A 17855-nucleotide genomic window follows, 5' to 3' on the forward strand; every position below is an offset into this window, starting at 1 on the left:
AGCCGCCCAAGGCACTGAAAGCCAGACATGAAGAAGCCGCCGAGCCCTCAAGCACGGCGGCTTCTTTCGTCACGACGACTGCCTCTCGATATCAGGCTCAGGCGCGTCGCCTGAGCACGGAGCGCAGCGCCAGATAACTGATACCGCCCATCAGCAGATAGCTTGTCGCCACCCCGGCAAAGATACCGACCACACCGTGAAGCGTCCCCCCCAGCCAGGCCAATGGCACCAGCAGGGCGAACAGTCGCACCAGCGAGAGTGTCATCGCACGGCGTGGCTCGTGCAGCGCATTGAGGCTGGAATTGGCGAGGATGATCACGCCCTGGGCGCCGAGTGCGGCGGGAATCAGCCACAGGTAGGTGACCACCAGCTGCGCGACTTCCGGGCTTTCGGCGAAGCGCGCCGCGATCCACTCACCGCCAAGCCCCAGCCCCAGCCAGACCGCCAGCTGCCAGACGAGAATGAAGCCGAGTATGCCGTGGATGGCTCGCCATACCCGCCGGTGCTGCCCGGCACCATCGTTCTGGCTGATGAAGGGTGACAGCGTCATCGAGAGCGCCAGCACCAGAATCAGTGCCAGTGACTCGATGCGTGAACCGATGCCATAGGCCGCGACGGCGGCATGACCATGCTGACTGACGATCCGCGTGACCAGCGCCGTGGCGATCGGCGTCATCACGCTGGTCATGGCCGCAGGCAGGCCGATGGCCCCCACTTCTCGCCATGAGGTGATCAGACGTGTCAGCGACAGCTGATGCAGATCCAGCCGCGCGCGCAGCAATGGCAATGCCAGCAAGCCCAGCGTCATCGCCAGCCACGACAGCACCGTGGCCAACGCCGCCCCCGCAACGCCCATGCCCTGCCAATCTCCGATGCCGAAGATCAGCAGCGGGTCGAGCAGCGCATTGAGACCCCCTGCCGCCGCCATCACCAGCGAGGGCACCAGGGTATTGCCCTCGGCGCGCAGCACGCTGCCCAGCACGCGTGGCAGCAACACGAAGGGCGCCCCGAAATACCACACCTGCATGTAGTCCTGGATGTGCGGCATCAGGGTGTCATCGGCCCCCAGCAGCCCGAACAGCGGCCCGATGCTGACAAGCCCCGCCACGATCATCACGACGCCCAGCAGCAGCCCCAGCAGACTGGCATCCGTGGCCCGCGCCTTGACCGTCTCGAACTCGCCACGCCCGAGCCTGCGCCCCACCACGGCGGTGGTGCCGATGGACAGACCGATGGCGATGCTGATGACGGCAAAGGTCACCGGAAAGGTGAAGGTGACCGCCGCCAGCTCCGCGGTGCCCAGCTGGGCGATGAACCAGGCATCCACCAGGTTGAACAGCATCATGGTGACGATGCCGCCGATCACCGGCCCCGTCATGCGGGCAAGCGTCGAGGCGATCGGATCACGCAGCAGGTCACGCCGACCACGCGGGGACGGGCTTCTGGCAGTGGAAGAGGACGATGACGTAGGGTTGGCAGGCTCAGGCATGCAGGCTCCGGACAGTAAACGGCCCCGTCAGGCGAGCTGCCTGCGGGGCCATCGGGGGCTATCGATCGTACGATCTGTCGTGCAATCCGTCGTGCAGGACGGGCACAGTGTAAGACATCCGCGCGGCGAGAGCAGTTCCCTTGCGGCTCAGGGGGCTGCAAGCCGGACTAGTTGCCCTGCATGAAGGGCGAGATGACTTCGCCTCCCGACTCACGCCAGGCCGCGAAGCCACCCCCGAGATGGGCGACCGGCCCGAATCCCATGTCCTTGAGCGACTTGGTGGCCAGCGCCGAGCGCAGTCCGCCGGCGCAGAACAGCACATAACGTCCCTCACGGGCGAAATCGGCACGGTGATAGGGCGAAGCCGGGTCGACCCAGAACTCCAGCATGCCGCGTGGCGCATGGATGGCCCCGGGAATGCGGCCTTCCCGCTCCAGCTCACGCACATCGCGGATATCCACCAGGATCAGGGGTGTACCGCCTGCGCGAGACTCCTCCAGCGCCTGACGCAGCGCCTCAGGCGACAGGGTGTCGATCTCCTTCTCGGCCGCTGCCACCAGCTCACTGACCGGTCGAATCATGGGGTCCTCCTTGCAGATGATATCGTCCTGATGATGCATGCCACTCACCGCCTGCGTGACACCTCACACATCCGCCTCGCCGCAACGATAGAAACGCTGGATGCTCGAGAAATCGAGACGTCCCGCACCCTGGGCGGCATGCTGGGCGAACAGGTTACGCGCCTGGGAGCCCATTGGCACTGCCGATTTCGAGCCCAGCGCCATTTCCCAGGCAAGGCCGAGATCCTTGGCCATCAGGTCCACCAGGAAGCCGCCCTGATAGTCGTTGGACGCAGGTGCCGCCTCCATCACCCCGGGCCAGGGGTTGTAGACGTTGAGCGCCCAGTTGCCGCCGGAGGACTGCTTCATCACCTCCGAGAGCACGGCCGGGTCCAGTCCGTTCTTGACCCCCAGCGCCAGCGCCTCGGCGGTGCCGCTCATCAGGATGCCCAGCAGCATGTTGTTGCAGATCTTGGCGACCTGACCGCTGCCGGCCGGGCCGGCATGGAACAGATTCTTGCCCATCACTTCCAGCAGCGGCACGGCACGCGCATAGCCGTCGGCCTCGCCACCGACGATGAAGCTCAGCGTGCCGGCACGTGCGCCACCGACCCCGCCCGACACCGGGGCGTCCATGAAGGTGATGCCGCGCTCGGCGGCATGGCGAGCGACCAGACGTGCATCATCCGGCGCGATGGTCGAGGCGTCGATCACCAGTACCGAAGCGTCGAGTGTTGCCAAGAGGCCTCCCTCGCCGTCTTCCTTGTCACCCAGATAGAGCTTTCGCACGTGCTGCCCCGCCGGCAGCATGCTGATGACGACGTCAACGCCCTCTGTCGCCTGGCATGGCGACTCGGCGCGTGAGGCACCCGCCTCGACCAGCTGGCTCATGGCCGACTCGACCAGATCGAAGACCTTCACCTCATGGCCGGCCTTGACCAGATTGAGGGCCATGGGGCCGCCCATGTTGCCGAGCCCGATGAAACCGATGGATGTCATGGCAATGCTTCCTCGTGAACAGGTTCTTGTTGTCATTGGCGTCCGGCGGCATGTCCGCACCTGCCGCCCGTGCTGAACAGCGCGCTTACAGATCCATCAGCGGATGCTCGTCCTCTTCCCACAGCGGCGCGAAGAAGCCGTCGATGTATTCCTCGGAGACCTGCGCGATCGAGGCATAGGCCCACTGCGGCTGTCTGTCCTTGTCGATCAGCAGGGCGCGTACTCCTTCAGCAAGCTCGGTGCCCATGCAGCAGCGCACCGACAGGGTCAGCTCGTCGCGGAAGGCTTCCGCCAGCGAGGAGTGGCGATGGCGTGCCAGCATGCGAAATACCAGATGCGGGGAACTGGGGCAGCCGGCTTCCAGACGCTCACGATTGGCGTTCAGCCATGCATTGCAGTCACTGCGCGCCTGGGGATCATCGAGGATCCGCTGACAGGCCTTCAGCACTTCGCGCCCGGCGACCAGCTGCTGAAGATGATCAAAGAGCGGCATGACCTGTCCCGGCGGCGCCAGCTCACGGCGCTCGAACTCGCTCAGCACCTGGCTCAGATGACGCGACGGATGACGCCCGAATTCCCCCTCGCACAGCGCCTGCTTGAGCGCCTCGCGCTGCGCGTCGGGAATCAGACGTGTGGCAAGCCCGAGATCCAGCGCATCGCGGGCATTCAGCTGCGCGCCGGTCACTCCCAGATACTCGCCGATGCCACGCGGCAGGCGATTGAGCAGCCAGCTGGCCCCGACATCCGGGTACAGGCCGATGCTGACCTCCGGCATCGCCAGCCGTGAGCTTTCGGTGACCACGCGCTCGCAACCGCCGGCGAACAGCCCCATGCCGCCGCCCATCACGATGCCGCCGCCCCACACCAGCAGCGGCTTGGGGAAGGTATGCAGCCGGTGATCGAGCCGGTATTCCGCGGTGAAGTAGCGCGTGGCGAAGAAATCCTCCAGCGCTTCAAGAGGGTCTGCGCCTTCGCTGGCAGGCGCCGTGGTCATCGCCTGATAGAGCGCCACGATATCGCCACCGGCACACAACGCACGCTCGCCGGCGCCTTCCAGCCACACCATGGCGATGCTGCTGTCCAGCTCCCAGGCATCCAGCTGGGCCTCGATGCGCTCGATCATGGCCAGCGACAGCGCATTCAGCGAGCGCGGCGCATTCAGGCGCATGATGCCCAGCTGCTTGCCGTCGCGGGCGCGACGCGTCTCGAACACCACGGGCGCCTCGACATCGGTCGCGGCCTTGGCAGTGACACCTTCTATCTGGCTCATGAGCGCCCTCCTCCCTTCACCTCTTTCTGATGCGAGACCCACTGCGGTGCACGCTTCTCCAGGAAGGCACTCACGCCCTCCTTCTGGTTGGGGTCATCGAACAGCTCGACGAACAGCTCGCGTTCCATGCGCAGGCCATCGCTCATGCCGCGATGGCGAGATGACATGATCAACGCCTTGCAGCGCGCCACCGCACTCGGGCTCTGGTTGGCGACGCTCTCGGCCATCGCCAGCGCGCGCTCGAGGCTCTGGCCGGTCTCGACCACCTCTTCGGCCAGCCCGATGCGGCCGGCGGTCTCGGCATCCACCTGCTCACCACACAGGATCATGCGCTTGGCCCAGCCTTCGCCGACCAGCCACGGCAAGTGCTGGGTGCCGCCCGCGCACGGCAGCAGACCGACCTTGGCCTCCGGCAGCGCCAGTTTCGCCTGACGCTCGACGATACGGATATCGCAGGCCAGCGCGCATTCAAGCCCGCCGCCCATCGCGTAGCCGTTGACGGCGGCGATCGTCACGCCGGGGAAGTTGGCCAAGCGCTCGAAGGCCAGCCCGAAGCGGCGCGCCATGGTGGCGGCCACGCCCTTGTCACCGTCGGCGAAGGTCTTGAGATCGGCGCCGGCGGAGAAGAACCTGTCGCCCTCACCGGTAATCACCACCGCACTGACGCTGCCATCGCCCTCCAGCTCGTCGAGCAGCTGCTCCAGCTCGATCAAGGACGCCTCCGTCCAGGTGTTGGCCGGCGGATTGTTGATGGTGACACGGGCGATATGACGATCCTTCTCGAGAACGAGGCATGGCCCTTGATTGGATGACATCACGTAACTCCCTGAAAGATGGTAACCACTGACGAATTGAAGTGGAGGCGCCGTTACGCCAGCGACTCGATCATGCCCGGCGTCAGAAGACGGCGCGCGATGATCAGACGCATGATCTCGTTGGTGCCTTCCAGAATCTGGTGCACACGGGTGTCACGCACCAGCCGCTCCAACGGGTACTCGCGGATATAACCGTAGCCGCCATGCAGCTGGAGTGCCTGATTGCAGACCTCGAAGCCCATGTCGGTGGCAAAGCGCTTGGCCATCGCACAGTGGGCGCTGGCCTCGCCGTCACCCTCATCGAGCTTGAAGGCCGCCAGTCGCACCAGGGTGCGTGCGGCGGTCAGTTCGGTGGCCATGTCGGCCAGCTTGAACTGCAGGGCCTGGAACTGCGCCAGCTCGCGCCCGAACTGCTTGCGCTCGCCGAGATAATCCCGCGACAGCTCCAGCGCCTTCTGGGCCGCGCCCAGCGAGCAGGTGGCGATGTTGATGCGTCCGCCATCCAGCGCCTTCATCGCGAAACGGAAGCCCTCCCCCTCCTCGCCCAGACGATTGCCCGCCGGGACCCGCACGCGATCGAAGCTCACCAATCGGGTCGGCTGGCTGTTCCAGCCCATCTTGTCTTCCTTCTTGCCGTAGCGGATGCCGTCGGCATCCGCTGGCACCACGAAGGCCGAGATACCCGCCGCGCCGCTGTCCGGCTCGCCGGTGCGCGCCATCACCACCAGCACGTCCGTCGCCCCGGCACCGGAGATGAACATCTTGGAGCCACTCAGGTAGTAGTTTTCGCCGTCACGCTCGGCGCGGGTGCGCAGGCTGGCGGCATCACTGCCGCTGCCCGGTTCGGTCAGGCAGTAGGAGCCGAGCTTGTCGCCCGCCACCATCGCCGGCACCCACTGCTCGCGGCACTCGTCACTGGCGAAGCTCGCGATCATCCAGCCGACCATGTTGTGGATGGTGATGTAGGCGGTGGTCGAGATGCAGCCGGTGGCCAGCTGCTCGAGAATGATGGAGCTGTCCAGACGCGGCAGGCCAAGACCGCCATGCTCCTCGGGGACATAGAGCCCCATGAAGCCCGCCTCACCCGCCTTCTTCAGCGTCTCGATGGGGAAATGGGCCGTGGCGTCCCACTCGGCGGCATGCGGGGCAAGCTCGGCATCCGCGAAGGCACGCGCGCCCTCCTGCAGGGCACGCTGGTCATCGGTCAGCGAAAAGTTCATGCAGCTGCCTCCTGTTGTCCTTGTTCTTTATCTCCAGGCCCGCCGAGTCCTCGGCGGGCTTGTGAAGAGCCCTCAGCGCATCTGAAGAGCCCTCAGCGGTCTTGTGAAGAGAGCCATCAGCGCAGCTGAGGAGTCATCAGCGCATCTGAATGGAGAAGTTGGGCTGATTGCCCTCGGCCGGCGCATCATCGAACCAGCGCGCCGTCACCGTCTTGGTCTCGGTATAGAAGCGCACCGCCTGCTTGCCATAGGCATGCAGATCGCCGAAGAAACTGCCGCGCCAACCGGTGAAGGAGAAGAACGGCAGCGGCACCGGAATCGGCACGTTGATACCGACCTGGCCCACCGCGATCTCATTCTGGAAGCGGCGTGCCGCCCCGCCGGAGCGCGTGAAGATGGAGGTGCCGTTGCCGTAGGGGTTGTTGTTGATCAGCTCGATGGCCTCGGACAGATCCGCCGCCTCCATGCAGCACAGCACCGGCCCGAAGATCTCCTCGCGATAGAGCACCATTTCCGGCGTCACCTTGGAAAACAGGCACGGCCCCAGCCAGTTGCCGTCGGGATAGCCCGCCACCGAGATGCCGCGACCGTCCAGCAGCAGCTCGGCCCCTTCCTCGACGCCCTGCCCGATCCAGCCCGTCACGCGCTCCAGTGCCTGCGGCGAGATCAGCGGTCCGTAGCTGGCGCCCTTGTCATTCCAGGCACCGGGGCGCACCTCGGCCAGCGCATCACGCACCCGCGCGATCAAGGCCTTCGAATCACCGACGAAGACCGCCACCGAGATCGCCATGCAGCGCTGACCCGCCGCACCGACACTGGCCCCGACCAGCGCATTCACCACCTGGTCCGCCGGAGCGTCCGGCATGATCACCATGTGGTTCTTGGCACCCGCGAAGCACTGGGCGCGCTTGAGGTTGTCGGTGGCGGTACGATAGATGTGCTGCCCCACCGGTACCGAACCGACGAAGCTCACGGTGCGCGGTGTCTCGTGGGCCAGCAGGTGATTGACCTGATCGCGCCCGCCCTGCACCACGGTCAGGATGCCCTCGGGCGCTCCCGCTTCCATGAACAGCTCCGCCAGACGCAGCGTGGTCAGCGGTACCTGCTCGGAAGGCTTGAGCACGAAGGCATTGCCGCAGGCGATGGACAGCGGGAACATCCAAAGCGGTATCATGGCGGGGAAGTTGAACGGCGTGATGCCCAGGCAGACGCCCAGCGACTGGGTCACGGAGTAGCTGTCGATGCCGGTGGCGACGTTCTCCACCGTCTCGCCCATCAGCAGACTCGGAATGTTGGCGGCATGCTCGACCACCTCGATGCCGCGCCAGACATCGCCCTTGGCGTCCTCGAAGGTCTTGCCCAGCTCATGGGAGATGATCTCGGCCAGCTCGTCATGGTGCTGCTTGAGCAGATGCTGATAGCTGAGCATCAGACGGGCACGGGTCGGCACCGGGGTGTTGCGCCAGCGCTGGAAGGCCTGCTCGGCATGCACCAGCGCCTCGTCCAGTTCGCTGAGCGGCGTCAGTGGAACACGCGCCACTTCAGCGTTGGTGGCCGGGTTGGTCACGCTCAGGTGCTGATCGGCGGAGCTTGCGACAAACTGGCCATTGATCAGCTGTGGCAATACCAGTGGTGCGCTGTCACCGGCGACGACGGCGCGCAGTCGTGACAGCAACTCAAGCGAGCCGTTTGCGGACGTGAGGGTAGTCGAAGACATGACGTGGCATTCCTGTGTCTGTTGTTATTGGGTGAAGGACGGCGTGTCAGCAGAGCCGGAGACGTCAGCCAGAGCCATCTTGCCGAAAGCGGCAAGCCGACATTGCGATCTGACTCAACCTAGCATCTGCTTGGTTGGCTGCAAATACTATTACCCTTTACGTTAACGTAAACAATGCTAGTCTGTAGAAAATTCACGGCCAGACGCCGCTGGCATCCACTGCGCAGAGGGGCATGCCATCTCCTCGGCGCACACAGCATTCGGAGCGGCAGTGCCCATGACGGATACGATGATTACCTCAACGCCTGACACCCAGAACCCGACAGCCTCCGAGAGTCCGGACGATGGCGTCGGCATGGAAGGCCTGCTGAGTGCCACCAGCACCAGCGACGCCATTCGCCCGACCCAACGCACCTGGAGCATCGGCGAGCTGGCACGTCATTTCGACGTGACCACACGCACCATCCGCTTCTATGAGCAGGAAGGCCTGCTGCATCCTCAGCGACGCGGCCAGACGCGCATCTATCACGACAAGGACCGCGTGCGCCTCAAGCTGACGCTGCGCGGCAAGCGGCTGGGATTCTCGCTGGCCGAGATTCGCGAGGTGGTGGATCTCTACGATGCCGCGGATGGCGGCGGCGAGAAGCAGCTCACGAGGCTGCTCGACATCCTGGCCGAGAAACGTGAAGGACTGGAGCGCCAGCTGCGCGACCTCACCGCCATGCAGCGCGAGCTGGACGATGTCGAGACGCGGGCGCGGGAAGCGCTGGCACGCCTGACGACACACGGATGATGCGCGACACCCGTCACCCTCTTCCAACACCTTTGAGAGCATCACGACAGCAAGACCGATAACGACAACAAGCACCATGACATTCACGCCGCCGCCTCCTGGCGGCGTGACCGCCCGCCGGGCGGCTCCCCCTGAATACGCCTTGCCACACCAATAACAACCAGGGACACAGGACAACGCCATGTCACAGGACGCCATTGCCACACGCCAGTCTCTCAGCTATCTGAGCACCCTCTCCGACACTCCCCTGATGGGGGAAACCATCGGTGACTGTCTCGATCGCATCACCGCGCGCTGGCCCGAGCGCGACGCTCTGATCAGCCGTCATCAGGGGCTGCGCTACACCTGGGCCGAGCTGCATGCAGAGGTCGAGCGCGTGGCGCGCGGCCTGCTGGCGATGGGGATCGAGCGCGGCGACAGGGTCGGCATCTGGGCACCCAATCGCGCCGAGTGGACCTTGATCCAGTACGCCACCGCCAAGATCGGCGCGGTGCTGGTCAATCTCAACCCGAGCTATCGCGGCCATGAGCTGGCCTATGCGCTCAAGCAGTCCGGCGCGGCGACGCTGATCTTCCAGGCACGCTTCAAGGCCTCGGACTACGTCGCGATCCTCGAGGAGCTGTTCCCTGAGACCAGGGAGGCCCGCGGCCGTGATGGCATTCACAATGGCGCGCTGCCGGGCCTCAGGCGTCTGGTCTGCTTCGAGGCCGAGGAAGCCCTGCCCGGCATGCTCCACTGGCAGGATGTGCTGGGCGGCGCCGGAGAGGTCAGTCTCGAGACACTCCACGAGCTGCAGGCCAGCCTGACCTTCGATGACCCGATCAACATCCAGTACACCTCCGGCACCACCGGGGCCCCCAAGGGGGCCACGCTCTCGCATCACAACATCCTCAACAACGGCTTCTTCGTCGCCGAGCGCATGAATCTCACGGAGCACGACAAGCTGGTGATGCCGGTGCCGCTCTATCACTGCTTCGGCATGGTGATGGGCAATCTGGGCTGCCTGACCCACGGAGCGACGATCATCTACCCCGAGGCGGGTTTCGATCCGCTGGCCACGCTGCAGGCAGTCAGCGAGGAAGGCGCCACCGCGATGTTCGGCGTACCGACGATGTTCATCGCCGAACTCGAGCACCCGCGCTTTGACGAGTTTGATCTCTCCAGCCTGCGCACCGGCACCATGGCGGGTTCCATCTGCCCCATCGAGGTGATGCGCCAGGTCATCGAGCGCATGCACATGCGCGAGGTCACCATCGCCTATGGCATGACCGAGACCAGCCCGGTAAGCCTGCAGACCACCCGCGAGGCACCGCTGGACAAGCGTGTCTCCACCGTCGGCACCCTGCATCCCCATCTGGAGATCAAGATCGTCGACCCCGAGACAGGCCAGGTGGTCCCGCGCGGCGAGAAGGGCGAGCTGTGCACACGCGGTTACAGCGTGATGCTCGGCTACTGGAACAACCCGGACGCCACCGCCAAGGCCATCGACAGTGGCCGCTGGATGCATACCGGTGATCTCGCCACCCTCGATGAGGACGGTTACGTGACCATCGTCGGGCGCATCAAGGACATGATCATCCGCGGTGGCGAGAACATCTATCCCCGCGAGATAGAGGACTTCCTCTACACCCATCCTGCCGTGTCGGACGTGCAGGTGATCGGCGTGCCCGATGAGCGCTATGGCGAGGAAGTGATGGCCTGGGTCAAGCTCAAGGAAGGCGAGCAGCTGGATGCCGAAGGCCTCAAGGCGTTCTGCCAGGGCAGAATCGCCCACTTCAAGGTGCCGCGCCATATCAAGTTCGTCGAGGAATTCCCGATGACCGTCACCGGCAAGATCCAGAAATTCAAGATGCGCGAAACCGCCACCGCGGAGCTGGGTCTCAAGGCATGAGCGGACACCTCGGAGGGCCACGGAGAACAAGCGCATGAGTCACGACACGCCGAGAGGCGACGACGCCTCCTCCGCTCGCCACCTGAGCACGGCCTGTGCCCAGGTGGCGCACTACGCGCCTCCTCGGCATCACGCGGCACTGGAGGAGGCACTCGAGGCATTGATCAAGGCGCATCCTGAGCCCGTCCTGCCGCCCACGGCGCTGGCAAGGCTGGATCAGCTGCATCTGGGAGGCGCGGCCGGCAGCCGCGAGTTGCTGGCGATGGCGGCTCTCGAGACCCCCGAGGGCATGCCACTCGCGATTCTCGAGCCCGGTGCCGGGCTCGGCGGACTGGCACGCATGCTGGTCAGTCAACATGCCAGCGTCGGGCATCACGTCACCACGCTGGATCTCTCGGAGAGCCTCTGCCAGCTGGCCGTCGCGCTCAACCGTGCCACCGGCCTGCGCGAGCGTATCCGAGTGCTGGAGGGCGACGCCTGCTATCCCGAGCTGCACCCCGCCCTGACAGGGCGACATGTCGACCGCATCCTGAGCCAGCACCTGCTGGTCCATCTGAGCGACAAGACCGACGTGTTGCGTCAGTGGCATGACTGCCTCAACGATGACGGCTATCTGGTGCTGCATGAGCCGGTGCTCAGCGTCCAGGCACAAGCCTTCCATGAGCGTCCGCAGCTGCCGGTGCCCTGGGCACTGACGCCCCGCGCCGATCACCTGGCCAGCTGCGAGGAACTGCACGAGGCGATGGCCAACAGTGGTTTCGAGGTCGAGGCGCACGCCGAACTGACGCCTCAGGTGCTCGCCTGGCAGGCGCGGCGTCTGCGCACACCCTCCCCCGGCGCCTCCGGCCAGCCCCCACTCTCGCCCGCCCAGCGTGCCAGCCAGACGCTGACACCGGAGCTGATCTTCGGGCCGCATTTTCCGACGATGCAGCACAATCTGGCCGAGGCGCTGGAGGCCGGCTGGCTGGAAGTGCACCTGTGGCGACTGCGCAAGCGCCGCCATCCGTGACGGTGATGAGGCTGGAGGTTTCCCGCGTGAGGCCAGTCCGATACCGGCGTGAAAAAAATTAGAAAACACCGCTCGTAAATGACTGGCATCCACTGTCATCAACCGTTATTCTTGCCAGTACAGTCCCGTTCGGGGGATAAGCCGTTCGTTATCCGTCGTCATGCAAGAGGGTCTTCCTCACCATGATGACCGCACTGGAGCATGTCTTTCATTTCCATGTGCCAGTGCACAGTTTCCCGATGCTCGCGCACCGTTTCTCCGGGAATCTGTTCATCAAGGCGCTGATCTGATCAATCCGCGCCGACTGCATCAAAGATTCCCTCACGGGAAAACCGAAAGGGCCTCCATCTGGAGGCCCTTTTTTTGTCTGCTCGCTTTGTCTGCTCGTGCTGTCAGCTCGATTCCTGCCGGTGCGAGCCATTGATCCGACACGCCGTCCGTCAGCTCATCGGCACGGCATGGCGCACTGGATCAGCGAGCCCTCACGCCTGCCAGGCGGCCAGTGCCGCGAGGTGATCCTGGCGCGCCTGGCCCGGCGTCACGGCCGCCAGCCGCACCCTGGTGCCCGGCACGCATTGGGCGAGCTGCGCGCAGGCCAGCGGCGTCAGTGCGCCAAGGCGCGGATAGCCGCCGATGGTCTGGCGATCATTGAGCAGGATGATCGGCTGGCCATCGGCGGGCACCTGTACCGCGCCCAGCGGAATGCCTTCGGAGACCATCCCGGCACCGTCACGCTCCAGACGCGGGCCGGTCAGACGCACGCCCATGCGATCCGCGCGACCATCTACCGCCCAGTCGCGGTTGAAGGCGCGAAAGAGGCTGTCGCCGCTGAATTCGGCAATCTGGGCGCCTACCACCAGCGCCAGTTCGAGCGCCTCGCCCTCCTCGGGGGTCAGCGACTGCTGCCATGCCTGTGCCGACGCCGGCAATTCGCGCAGCGACAGCTCATTGCCGGCCGCCGTGAGCACATCGCCGCTGGCCAGTGCATGACCTTCGCCATCCAGCCCGCCCAGACCATCACGCACGGTACAGGCCGCACTGCCCAGCACCGGGGCGACATCCAGCCCACCCGGGAAGGCCAGATAGGCGCGCAGCCCGGCGACCGGACGCTCGAACTTGAGCACCTGCCCCGCCGTCACGGCGAAGGCCTGCCCGGGCAGCAACGCCTCACCATCCAGTGTCGCCGCCAGATCAGCGCCACACAGCGCCAGCGTGCCCGCCTGCCCGACCTTGAGGGTCAGGCCGCCGCCCATGGTGATCTCGAGTCCCGGCGCATCCGGGGCATTTCCCAGCAGCCAGTTGGCCCAGCCCAATGACACCCAGTCCGCCGCGCCGCCCTGGGTCACGCCCAGATGGCGGACCCCCAGGCGTCCCGCATCCTGTACCAGTGCCAGGGCACCGCTGCGCTCGACGTCGAGTCTCACGCGCTTGTCGTTGTCGGCACTCATGCGCGCTCCTCCAGCGGGGTGACATCGCCGCCCAGGCCAACGAATTCCTCTCGGCTCACGGAAACGAAACGCACGCGATCACCGGGCATGAAGCGACTGGACGGCTCACCGGCCTCGTTGCGACCGAACAGCGTGATGGGCGTGCGGCCCAGGATGTTCCAGCCACCGGGAGAGCGGGACGGGTAGATCGCGGCCTGACGGTCGGCGATACCGACGCTGCCGGGGGCGATCTTCTGGCGCGGCGTCTTGAGGCGCGGTGTGGTCAATGCCTCCTCCAGCACGCCCATGAAGGCGAAACCGGGGGCGAAGCCAAGCGCGAACACGCAGTAATCATGCGCGCCATGCCGTTCGATCAACGCCTCGACACTGATGCCGAGACGCGCGGCGATCGGCGCAAGCTCCGGGCCGACACTGTCGTCGTACCAGACGGGCACCTCGTGCAGCTGGCCCTGCTGACCGCTCTGCGGAGCGAGGTTCTCGAGGGCCGCCTGGATACGGGCACGCACCTCGCCTTCTTCCAGTGCCGCCACGTCATAGTGCAGCAGCAAGGTGGTATAGGACGGCACCAGATCCACCAGCGCTGTGCCGAAGGCCTCACGCAAGGCCCCGTCAGCGGCCAGAATCCAGGCCATGTTGGATTCCTCGATGCGGTCGAACAGCCGGATGATCAGCGAGTCCATGCCGACGGTCTCGAGGCGCAGTTGCGGTGACGAGCCACGTTCGTGGCTATTCCCCCCAGCCATCAGGCACCCGCCAGCGCATCGAAGGCGTCACGGATGGCACGCACCGCGGCCACGGACTCGGCGTTGTCACCGTGCACGCACAGGGTGTCGGCACTGAGCACCAGATCACCGCCGCTGCTGTCGGTGAGGGCTTCACCGCGCGCCAGCGTCACCGACTGGGCGATGATTACCTCGCTGTCGTGATGCACGGCGCCGGGCTCACGACGCGAGACCAGGTGACCGCGCGAGTCGTAGGCACGATCGGCGAAGGCCTCGAACCACAGTGTGATGCCCATCTCGTCGGCCAGTGCCTGCATCGGTGCCGGATTGGCGGTCGCCATCACCATCAGCGGCAGGCTGGCGTCATAGCGCACCACGGCCTGCATGACGGCGCGCAGTAGCGTCGGGTCAGCGGCCATGTCGTTGTAGAGCGCACCATGCGGCTTCACGTACTGGACGCGAGTGCCTTCGGCGCGACAGATACCGTCGAGCGCGCCGATCTGATAGAGCAGCATGTCCTCGACTTCGGCAGGCGAACAGGCCATGGAGCGACGCCCGAAACCCTGCAGATCCGGATAGGCGGGATGTGCGCCGATGCGCACGTCGTGCTTGATCGCCAGCCGCACGGTGCGGCGCATGATGGTGGGGTCAGAGGCGTGGAAGCCACAGGCGATGTTGGCGCAATCGACGTAGGGCATGACCTCGTCATCGAGGCCGATCTTCCAGTTGCCGAAGCTTTCGCCCATGTCGCAATTGAGCAGAGGGAGGGAGGGAGCGGAACGGGACATTGAGACACCTCGCAGGATGATCTTGTGTGTTGTTATCCCTCCACTCTAAGTAAGGCCATGCCTCGGTATCCAATCGTATTTTGTGATTCGTTATATCGATGAAATCTTTCATTACCAGAAGGTATGAAAGCCCAGTCAATCATCCGCTTGCCTGTCAGACCGCCACATGCTTCTGTCTGGGGCACCCCGGACAGCCACGAAAGGGCCGTCATCTCTCCGAATGCCGGCCTGACTCAGGCGACCGACGCGTCCTGTCTGGCGGAACCACCCACAACAACAGGAATTTCCACATGGCCGTCAGTGATCCGTTCCACCTCGCGATTCAAGTGCGTGACATCGCCGAAGCCCGGCGCTTCTATGGCGAATTCCTCGGCTGTCCGGAGGGACGCTCCTCGGACAGCTGGGTCGATTTCGACCTCTACGGCCACCAGTTCGTCTGCCACCTGAACCCGGCACTGGCCGACCCTGACAACCCGCTCGCCCAGCACCGCAATCCGGTCGATGGGCATGGCGTCCCGGTGCCGCACTTCGGGGTGGTACTCGAGATGGAGGCCTGGCAGGCACTGGCGGATCGTCTCACTGCCGAAGGCGTGACATTCGAGATCGCACCTCATGTGCGCTTCAAGGGCGAGCCCGGTGAACAGGCCACGATGTTCTTCCTCGACCCCACCGGCAACGCGCTGGAGTTCAAGGCCTTCAAGGACCGCGAGAGCCAGCTGTTTCGCAAGTGAAGGTCCCGCGCCCCGTCTCGTGCGGGGCATGCCCGGTGATGAAAGCTGACGCCCTGCACGGCATGCGGCAAGATGGTCGGTCTCAACGATTCATCACGGGGCATCTGTCATGTTCGATTTCAAGGAACTCGAGGCCTTTGTCTGGGTCGTGCGGCTCGGCTCGTTCCGCAAGGGCGCGACCAAGCTGCACCTCACCCAGCCCTCCATCTCGGACCGCATCAACCGTCTTGAGGCCGCCGTCGGCGAATCGCTGCTCGAGCGTGCCACCCGCCCCATCCAGCCCACCCTGCGCGGTCGGGAATTCTTCGCGCATGCCGAACGCCTGTTGAGCGGGCGCGAAGAAGCCATGCGCCTGTTTCAGGAGGAAGGCGCCTTTTCCGGCACGCTGCGTCTGGGCGTCATCGAGACCATCGCCAACAGCTGGTTCCCGGCCTTCATGCGCCAGCTGGCCGAGCGCTACCCCAAGCTGACGCTGGAAATGACCGTCGACATCTCGCCCTTTCTGCATCAGCGCCTGGCCGACAATGACCTCGACATGCTGTTCGCGATGGACAGCGCCGCCATGGGCCCCTACGCGACCCAGACACCGCTGTGCACCTTCGAGATGGGCATGTTCGCCTCGCCGACCCTCGCCGAGCAGCTGGCCCAGGACGGCGAATGCTTCGCCAGAACCCCCTTCATCTCCTTCAGCAAGCAGGCCCGTCCCTATACGGAGCTTGTCAGCTACCTCGCCGAACAGGGCATCACCCAGCCCAAGGTGCACTGCACCAGCACCCTGATGACCATTCTGCGCATGAGCAGCGAAGGACTGGGCATCGGTGTCCTGCCGGTCGCCACCGTCGAGGACGTGATCAATCACGGCGAACTGGTGCGCCTGCCACTCGAGACCCCGCTGCCGCCGATGGTCTATGAGGCCATCTGGCGCAATGCCAATTACCCCGACTTCTGCGCCAGTGTCGCGCGCCTGGGTCGCCAGTGTGCCGAGACCTACTCTCGCCAGCACGCGCCTCCCGCCGACTGATCGAAGCGTCATGCATGCGCTGAGACAGGGTTGATCGTGCGCCAGACCACGTCATACCAAGGTCTAACAATATCGCCAAAGGCTTTCATGCGACGACACGATGAAAGATTTCATCGATACTGTGAATCAGAATTAACGATTGGACGGGATGGCCTGTCACTTGAAGAATGAAATCGTCTGCCGACAACATTCAATAATAATGAGGAACTAGACATGCGTAAGCCCAGCGACTCCCTCACCCGCAAATCTGCCACCTCCAGTACCCTCATCGGACTGGCAGCCGCCGGTGCCCTGGCCTTCAGTGGCTCGGCCCTCGCGGCACAGTGGAACCTCGCCACTCCGTATGGCGATGCCAGCTTCCACACCAAGAACACCAAGCAGTTCGCCGAGGAGGTCACCGCGGCCACCGATGGCGAGCTGAGCATCACCGTGCACAGCGGCGGTTCGCTGATCTCCCACGGCGAGATCAAGCCGTCCGTGCGTCGCGGCACCGTCCAGGCCGGCGAGATCTTCCTGTCGATCCTGTCCAACGAATCGCCGGTCTACGAGCTGGACACCCTGCCGGGCGTCGCCTCCAGCTACGAGGAAGCCTTCGCTCTCTGGCAGGCCTCCAAGCCGGACATCACCGCGCTGTTCGCCAAGGAAGGCCTGATGCCGCTGTACGCGGTCGCCTGGCCGGCCCAGGGCATCTACACCGACTTCGACCTGACCGACGTCTCCCAGCTCAAGGGCCTGCGCATCCGCGCGCCCAACATCAACACCCAGCGCTTCGTCGAGAACGTCGGCGGCAAGCCCACCGAGACCGAAGAAGCCGACATCCCCACCGCCTTCAGCACCGGCCGTGTCGACGCGATGATCACCTCCAGCTCCACCGGCAAGTCCATGTCGGCCTGGGATTACGTCAAGCACTACAACGACGCCAAGCTGTGGCTGCCGAAGAACATCGTCTTCGTCAACAAGCGTGCCTTCGATCGCCTCGACGAGAGCACCCAGCAGGCCGTGCTGGACGCCGCCAAGGCCGCCGAGACCCGCGGCTGGGAAGCCAGCAAGGCCGATGCCGACGAGAGCGCCAAGGTGCTGACCGAGAATGGCTTCACCATCACCGAGCCGGACGAGAAGCTGTCCGAAGACCTCAAGGCCGCGGGTGACAAGCTGTTCCAGGACTGGAAATCACGCGCCGGCGATGAAGGCCAGCAGCTGCTCGAGCGTTATCGCGCCGATCTCGATGCCTGAGCCCCGCCTGCCAGCGCCGGGCGTTCGTCCCATCAACTGAACGCTCGGCACCTGGCCGGTATCGTCACCCCGCCACGCGATGATCACGTCGCTCCCCTGCCCGCCTCTGCCCGCTGGCAGACGCGACAGGGACTCCCCGACACGGCATC

General features: G+C 65.0%; 16 protein-coding genes. 6 read left to right on the plus strand and 10 right to left on the minus strand.

From position 1 onward, the window contains the following. Positions 1 to 97: 97 nt before the first annotated feature. The 7 genes from BOH68_RS12645 to BOH68_RS12675 all read right to left on the minus strand — a co-directional run bounded on the left by BOH68_RS12645 (position 98) and on the right by BOH68_RS12675 (position 8070). The gene (locus BOH68_RS12645) at positions 98 to 1489 is read right to left on the minus strand and encodes an MATE family efflux transporter (RefSeq protein ID WP_077374795.1); all 1392 of its coding nucleotides are present in this window, start codon (positions 1487 to 1489) and stop codon (positions 98 to 100) included. A gap of 167 nt (positions 1490 to 1656) precedes the next feature. Beyond that, entirely contained in the window at positions 1657 to 2070 is a 414-nt protein-coding gene (locus BOH68_RS12650) for a rhodanese-like domain-containing protein (protein WP_077375616.1), read from the minus strand. A gap of 63 nt (positions 2071 to 2133) precedes the next feature. Further along, on the minus strand, positions 2134 to 3048 hold the full coding sequence (gene mmsB / locus BOH68_RS12655; protein WP_077374798.1) for a 3-hydroxyisobutyrate dehydrogenase: 915 nt from the start codon (positions 3046 to 3048) through the stop codon (positions 2134 to 2136). Between the two features lie 85 nt (positions 3049 to 3133). Next, complete coding sequence (locus tag BOH68_RS12660) at positions 3134 to 4318, minus strand: enoyl-CoA hydratase/isomerase family protein (RefSeq protein ID WP_077374801.1); 1185 nt, start codon at positions 4316 to 4318, stop codon at positions 3134 to 3136. Next, on the minus strand, positions 4315 to 5133 hold the full coding sequence (locus BOH68_RS12665) for an enoyl-CoA hydratase (RefSeq protein ID WP_077374805.1): 819 nt from the start codon (positions 5131 to 5133) through the stop codon (positions 4315 to 4317). Before BOH68_RS12665 ends, BOH68_RS12660 begins: the two co-directional genes overlap by 4 nt. A gap of 53 nt (positions 5134 to 5186) precedes the next feature. Then, a complete protein-coding gene (locus BOH68_RS12670) occupies positions 5187 to 6353 on the minus strand; it encodes an acyl-CoA dehydrogenase family protein (protein WP_077374808.1) in 1167 nt (388 codons plus the stop codon). A 136-nt stretch (positions 6354 to 6489) separates the two neighbouring features. Beyond that, positions 6490 to 8070 (minus strand): CoA-acylating methylmalonate-semialdehyde dehydrogenase, encoded by a 1581-nt coding sequence (locus tag BOH68_RS12675; RefSeq protein ID WP_077374811.1) that lies wholly within the window; start codon positions 8068 to 8070, stop codon positions 6490 to 6492. Positions 8071 to 8425: 355 nt separating this feature from the next. On the opposite strand from BOH68_RS12675, the gene BOH68_RS12680 reads away from it, so the two are divergent. The 3 genes from BOH68_RS12680 to BOH68_RS12690 all read left to right on the plus strand — a co-directional run bounded on the left by BOH68_RS12680 (position 8426) and on the right by BOH68_RS12690 (position 11763). Continuing rightward, positions 8426 to 8863: a MerR family transcriptional regulator gene (locus BOH68_RS12680; protein ID WP_077375619.1), complete on the plus strand. Its 438-nt coding sequence runs from the start codon at positions 8426 to 8428 to the stop codon at positions 8861 to 8863. Between the two features lie 181 nt (positions 8864 to 9044). After that, positions 9045 to 10754 carry an AMP-binding protein gene (locus tag BOH68_RS12685; protein ID WP_077374814.1) on the plus strand — a complete coding sequence of 570 codons (1710 nt, stop codon included), beginning with the start codon at positions 9045 to 9047 and terminating at the stop codon, positions 10752 to 10754. A gap of 34 nt (positions 10755 to 10788) precedes the next feature. After that, entirely contained in the window at positions 10789 to 11763 is a 975-nt protein-coding gene (locus BOH68_RS12690; RefSeq protein WP_077374817.1) for an SAM-dependent methyltransferase, read from the plus strand. A 482-nt stretch (positions 11764 to 12245) separates the two neighbouring features. Here the strand turns inward: BOH68_RS12690 and BOH68_RS12695 are convergent, their stop codons facing one another. Genes BOH68_RS12695 through BOH68_RS12705 form a run of 3 tightly spaced genes read right to left on the minus strand, consistent with a single transcriptional unit; the run spans position 12246 to position 14721 of the window. Continuing rightward, a complete protein-coding gene (locus BOH68_RS12695) occupies positions 12246 to 13211 on the minus strand; it encodes a 5-oxoprolinase subunit C family protein (protein ID WP_218015148.1) in 966 nt (321 codons plus the stop codon). Next, entirely contained in the window at positions 13208 to 13954 is a 747-nt protein-coding gene (locus BOH68_RS12700) for a 5-oxoprolinase subunit B family protein (RefSeq protein WP_077374820.1), read from the minus strand. The genes BOH68_RS12695 and BOH68_RS12700 overlap by 4 nt, the downstream gene beginning before the upstream one ends. After that, positions 13954 to 14721, minus strand: a complete 768-nt coding sequence (locus BOH68_RS12705; protein WP_077374824.1) for a 5-oxoprolinase subunit PxpA — start codon at positions 14719 to 14721, stop codon at positions 13954 to 13956. The genes BOH68_RS12700 and BOH68_RS12705 overlap by 1 nt, the downstream gene beginning before the upstream one ends. A gap of 290 nt (positions 14722 to 15011) precedes the next feature. Here BOH68_RS12705 and BOH68_RS12710 point away from each other — a divergent pair, with 290 nt between their 5' ends. The 3 genes from BOH68_RS12710 (at position 15012) to BOH68_RS12720 (ending at position 17706) form a co-directional block, all read left to right on the plus strand. Continuing rightward, positions 15012 to 15452 carry a VOC family protein gene (locus BOH68_RS12710; RefSeq protein ID WP_077374827.1) on the plus strand — a complete coding sequence of 147 codons (441 nt, stop codon included), beginning with the start codon at positions 15012 to 15014 and terminating at the stop codon, positions 15450 to 15452. A 109-nt stretch (positions 15453 to 15561) separates the two neighbouring features. After that, a complete protein-coding gene (locus BOH68_RS12715; protein ID WP_077374830.1) occupies positions 15562 to 16473 on the plus strand; it encodes a LysR family transcriptional regulator in 912 nt (303 codons plus the stop codon). Positions 16474 to 16686: 213 nt separating this feature from the next. Then, on the plus strand, positions 16687 to 17706 hold the full coding sequence (locus BOH68_RS12720) for a TRAP transporter substrate-binding protein (RefSeq protein ID WP_077374833.1): 1020 nt from the start codon (positions 16687 to 16689) through the stop codon (positions 17704 to 17706). Positions 17707 to 17855 lie beyond the last annotated feature (149 nt).

Source organism: Cobetia sp. MM1IDA2H-1 (assembly GCF_002916775.2).
In the GTDB taxonomy this organism is placed as follows: Bacteria; Pseudomonadota; Gammaproteobacteria; order Pseudomonadales; family Halomonadaceae; genus Cobetia; species Cobetia marina.

Bases quoted from the DNA above. Each gene is read 5' to 3' on its own strand.
- BOH68_RS12710 (WP_077374827.1), top strand. From the start codon at position 15,012: ATGGCCGTCAGTGATCCGTTCCACCTCGCGATTCAAGTGCGTGACATC.
- BOH68_RS12675 (WP_077374811.1), bottom strand. From the start codon at position 8,070: ATGTCTTCGACTACCCTCACGTCCGCAAACGGCTCGCTTGAGTTGCTG.
- BOH68_RS12665 (WP_077374805.1), bottom strand. From the start codon at position 5,133: ATGTCATCCAATCAAGGGCCATGCCTCGTTCTCGAGAAGGATCGTCAT.
- mmsB (WP_077374798.1), bottom strand. From the start codon at position 3,048: ATGACATCCATCGGTTTCATCGGGCTCGGCAACATGGGCGGCCCCATG.
- BOH68_RS12695 (WP_218015148.1), bottom strand. From the start codon at position 13,211: ATGAGTGCCGACAACGACAAGCGCGTGAGACTCGACGTCGAGCGCAGC.
- BOH68_RS12690 (WP_077374817.1), top strand. From the start codon at position 10,789: ATGAGTCACGACACGCCGAGAGGCGACGACGCCTCCTCCGCTCGCCAC.
- BOH68_RS12705 (WP_077374824.1), bottom strand. From the start codon at position 14,721: ATGTCCCGTTCCGCTCCCTCCCTCCCTCTGCTCAATTGCGACATGGGC.
- BOH68_RS12720 (WP_077374833.1), top strand. From the start codon at position 16,687: ATGCGTAAGCCCAGCGACTCCCTCACCCGCAAATCTGCCACCTCCAGT.
- BOH68_RS12645 (WP_077374795.1), bottom strand. From the start codon at position 1,489: ATGCCTGAGCCTGCCAACCCTACGTCATCGTCCTCTTCCACTGCCAGA.
- BOH68_RS12700 (WP_077374820.1), bottom strand. From the start codon at position 13,954: ATGGCTGGGGGGAATAGCCACGAACGTGGCTCGTCACCGCAACTGCGC.
- BOH68_RS12670 (WP_077374808.1), bottom strand. From the start codon at position 6,353: ATGAACTTTTCGCTGACCGATGACCAGCGTGCCCTGCAGGAGGGCGCG.
- BOH68_RS12715 (WP_077374830.1), top strand. From the start codon at position 15,562: ATGTTCGATTTCAAGGAACTCGAGGCCTTTGTCTGGGTCGTGCGGCTC.
- BOH68_RS12680 (WP_077375619.1), top strand. From the start codon at position 8,426: ATGGAAGGCCTGCTGAGTGCCACCAGCACCAGCGACGCCATTCGCCCG.
- BOH68_RS12660 (WP_077374801.1), bottom strand. From the start codon at position 4,318: ATGAGCCAGATAGAAGGTGTCACTGCCAAGGCCGCGACCGATGTCGAG.
- BOH68_RS12685 (WP_077374814.1), top strand. From the start codon at position 9,045: ATGTCACAGGACGCCATTGCCACACGCCAGTCTCTCAGCTATCTGAGC.
- BOH68_RS12650 (WP_077375616.1), bottom strand. From the start codon at position 2,070: ATGATTCGACCGGTCAGTGAGCTGGTGGCAGCGGCCGAGAAGGAGATC.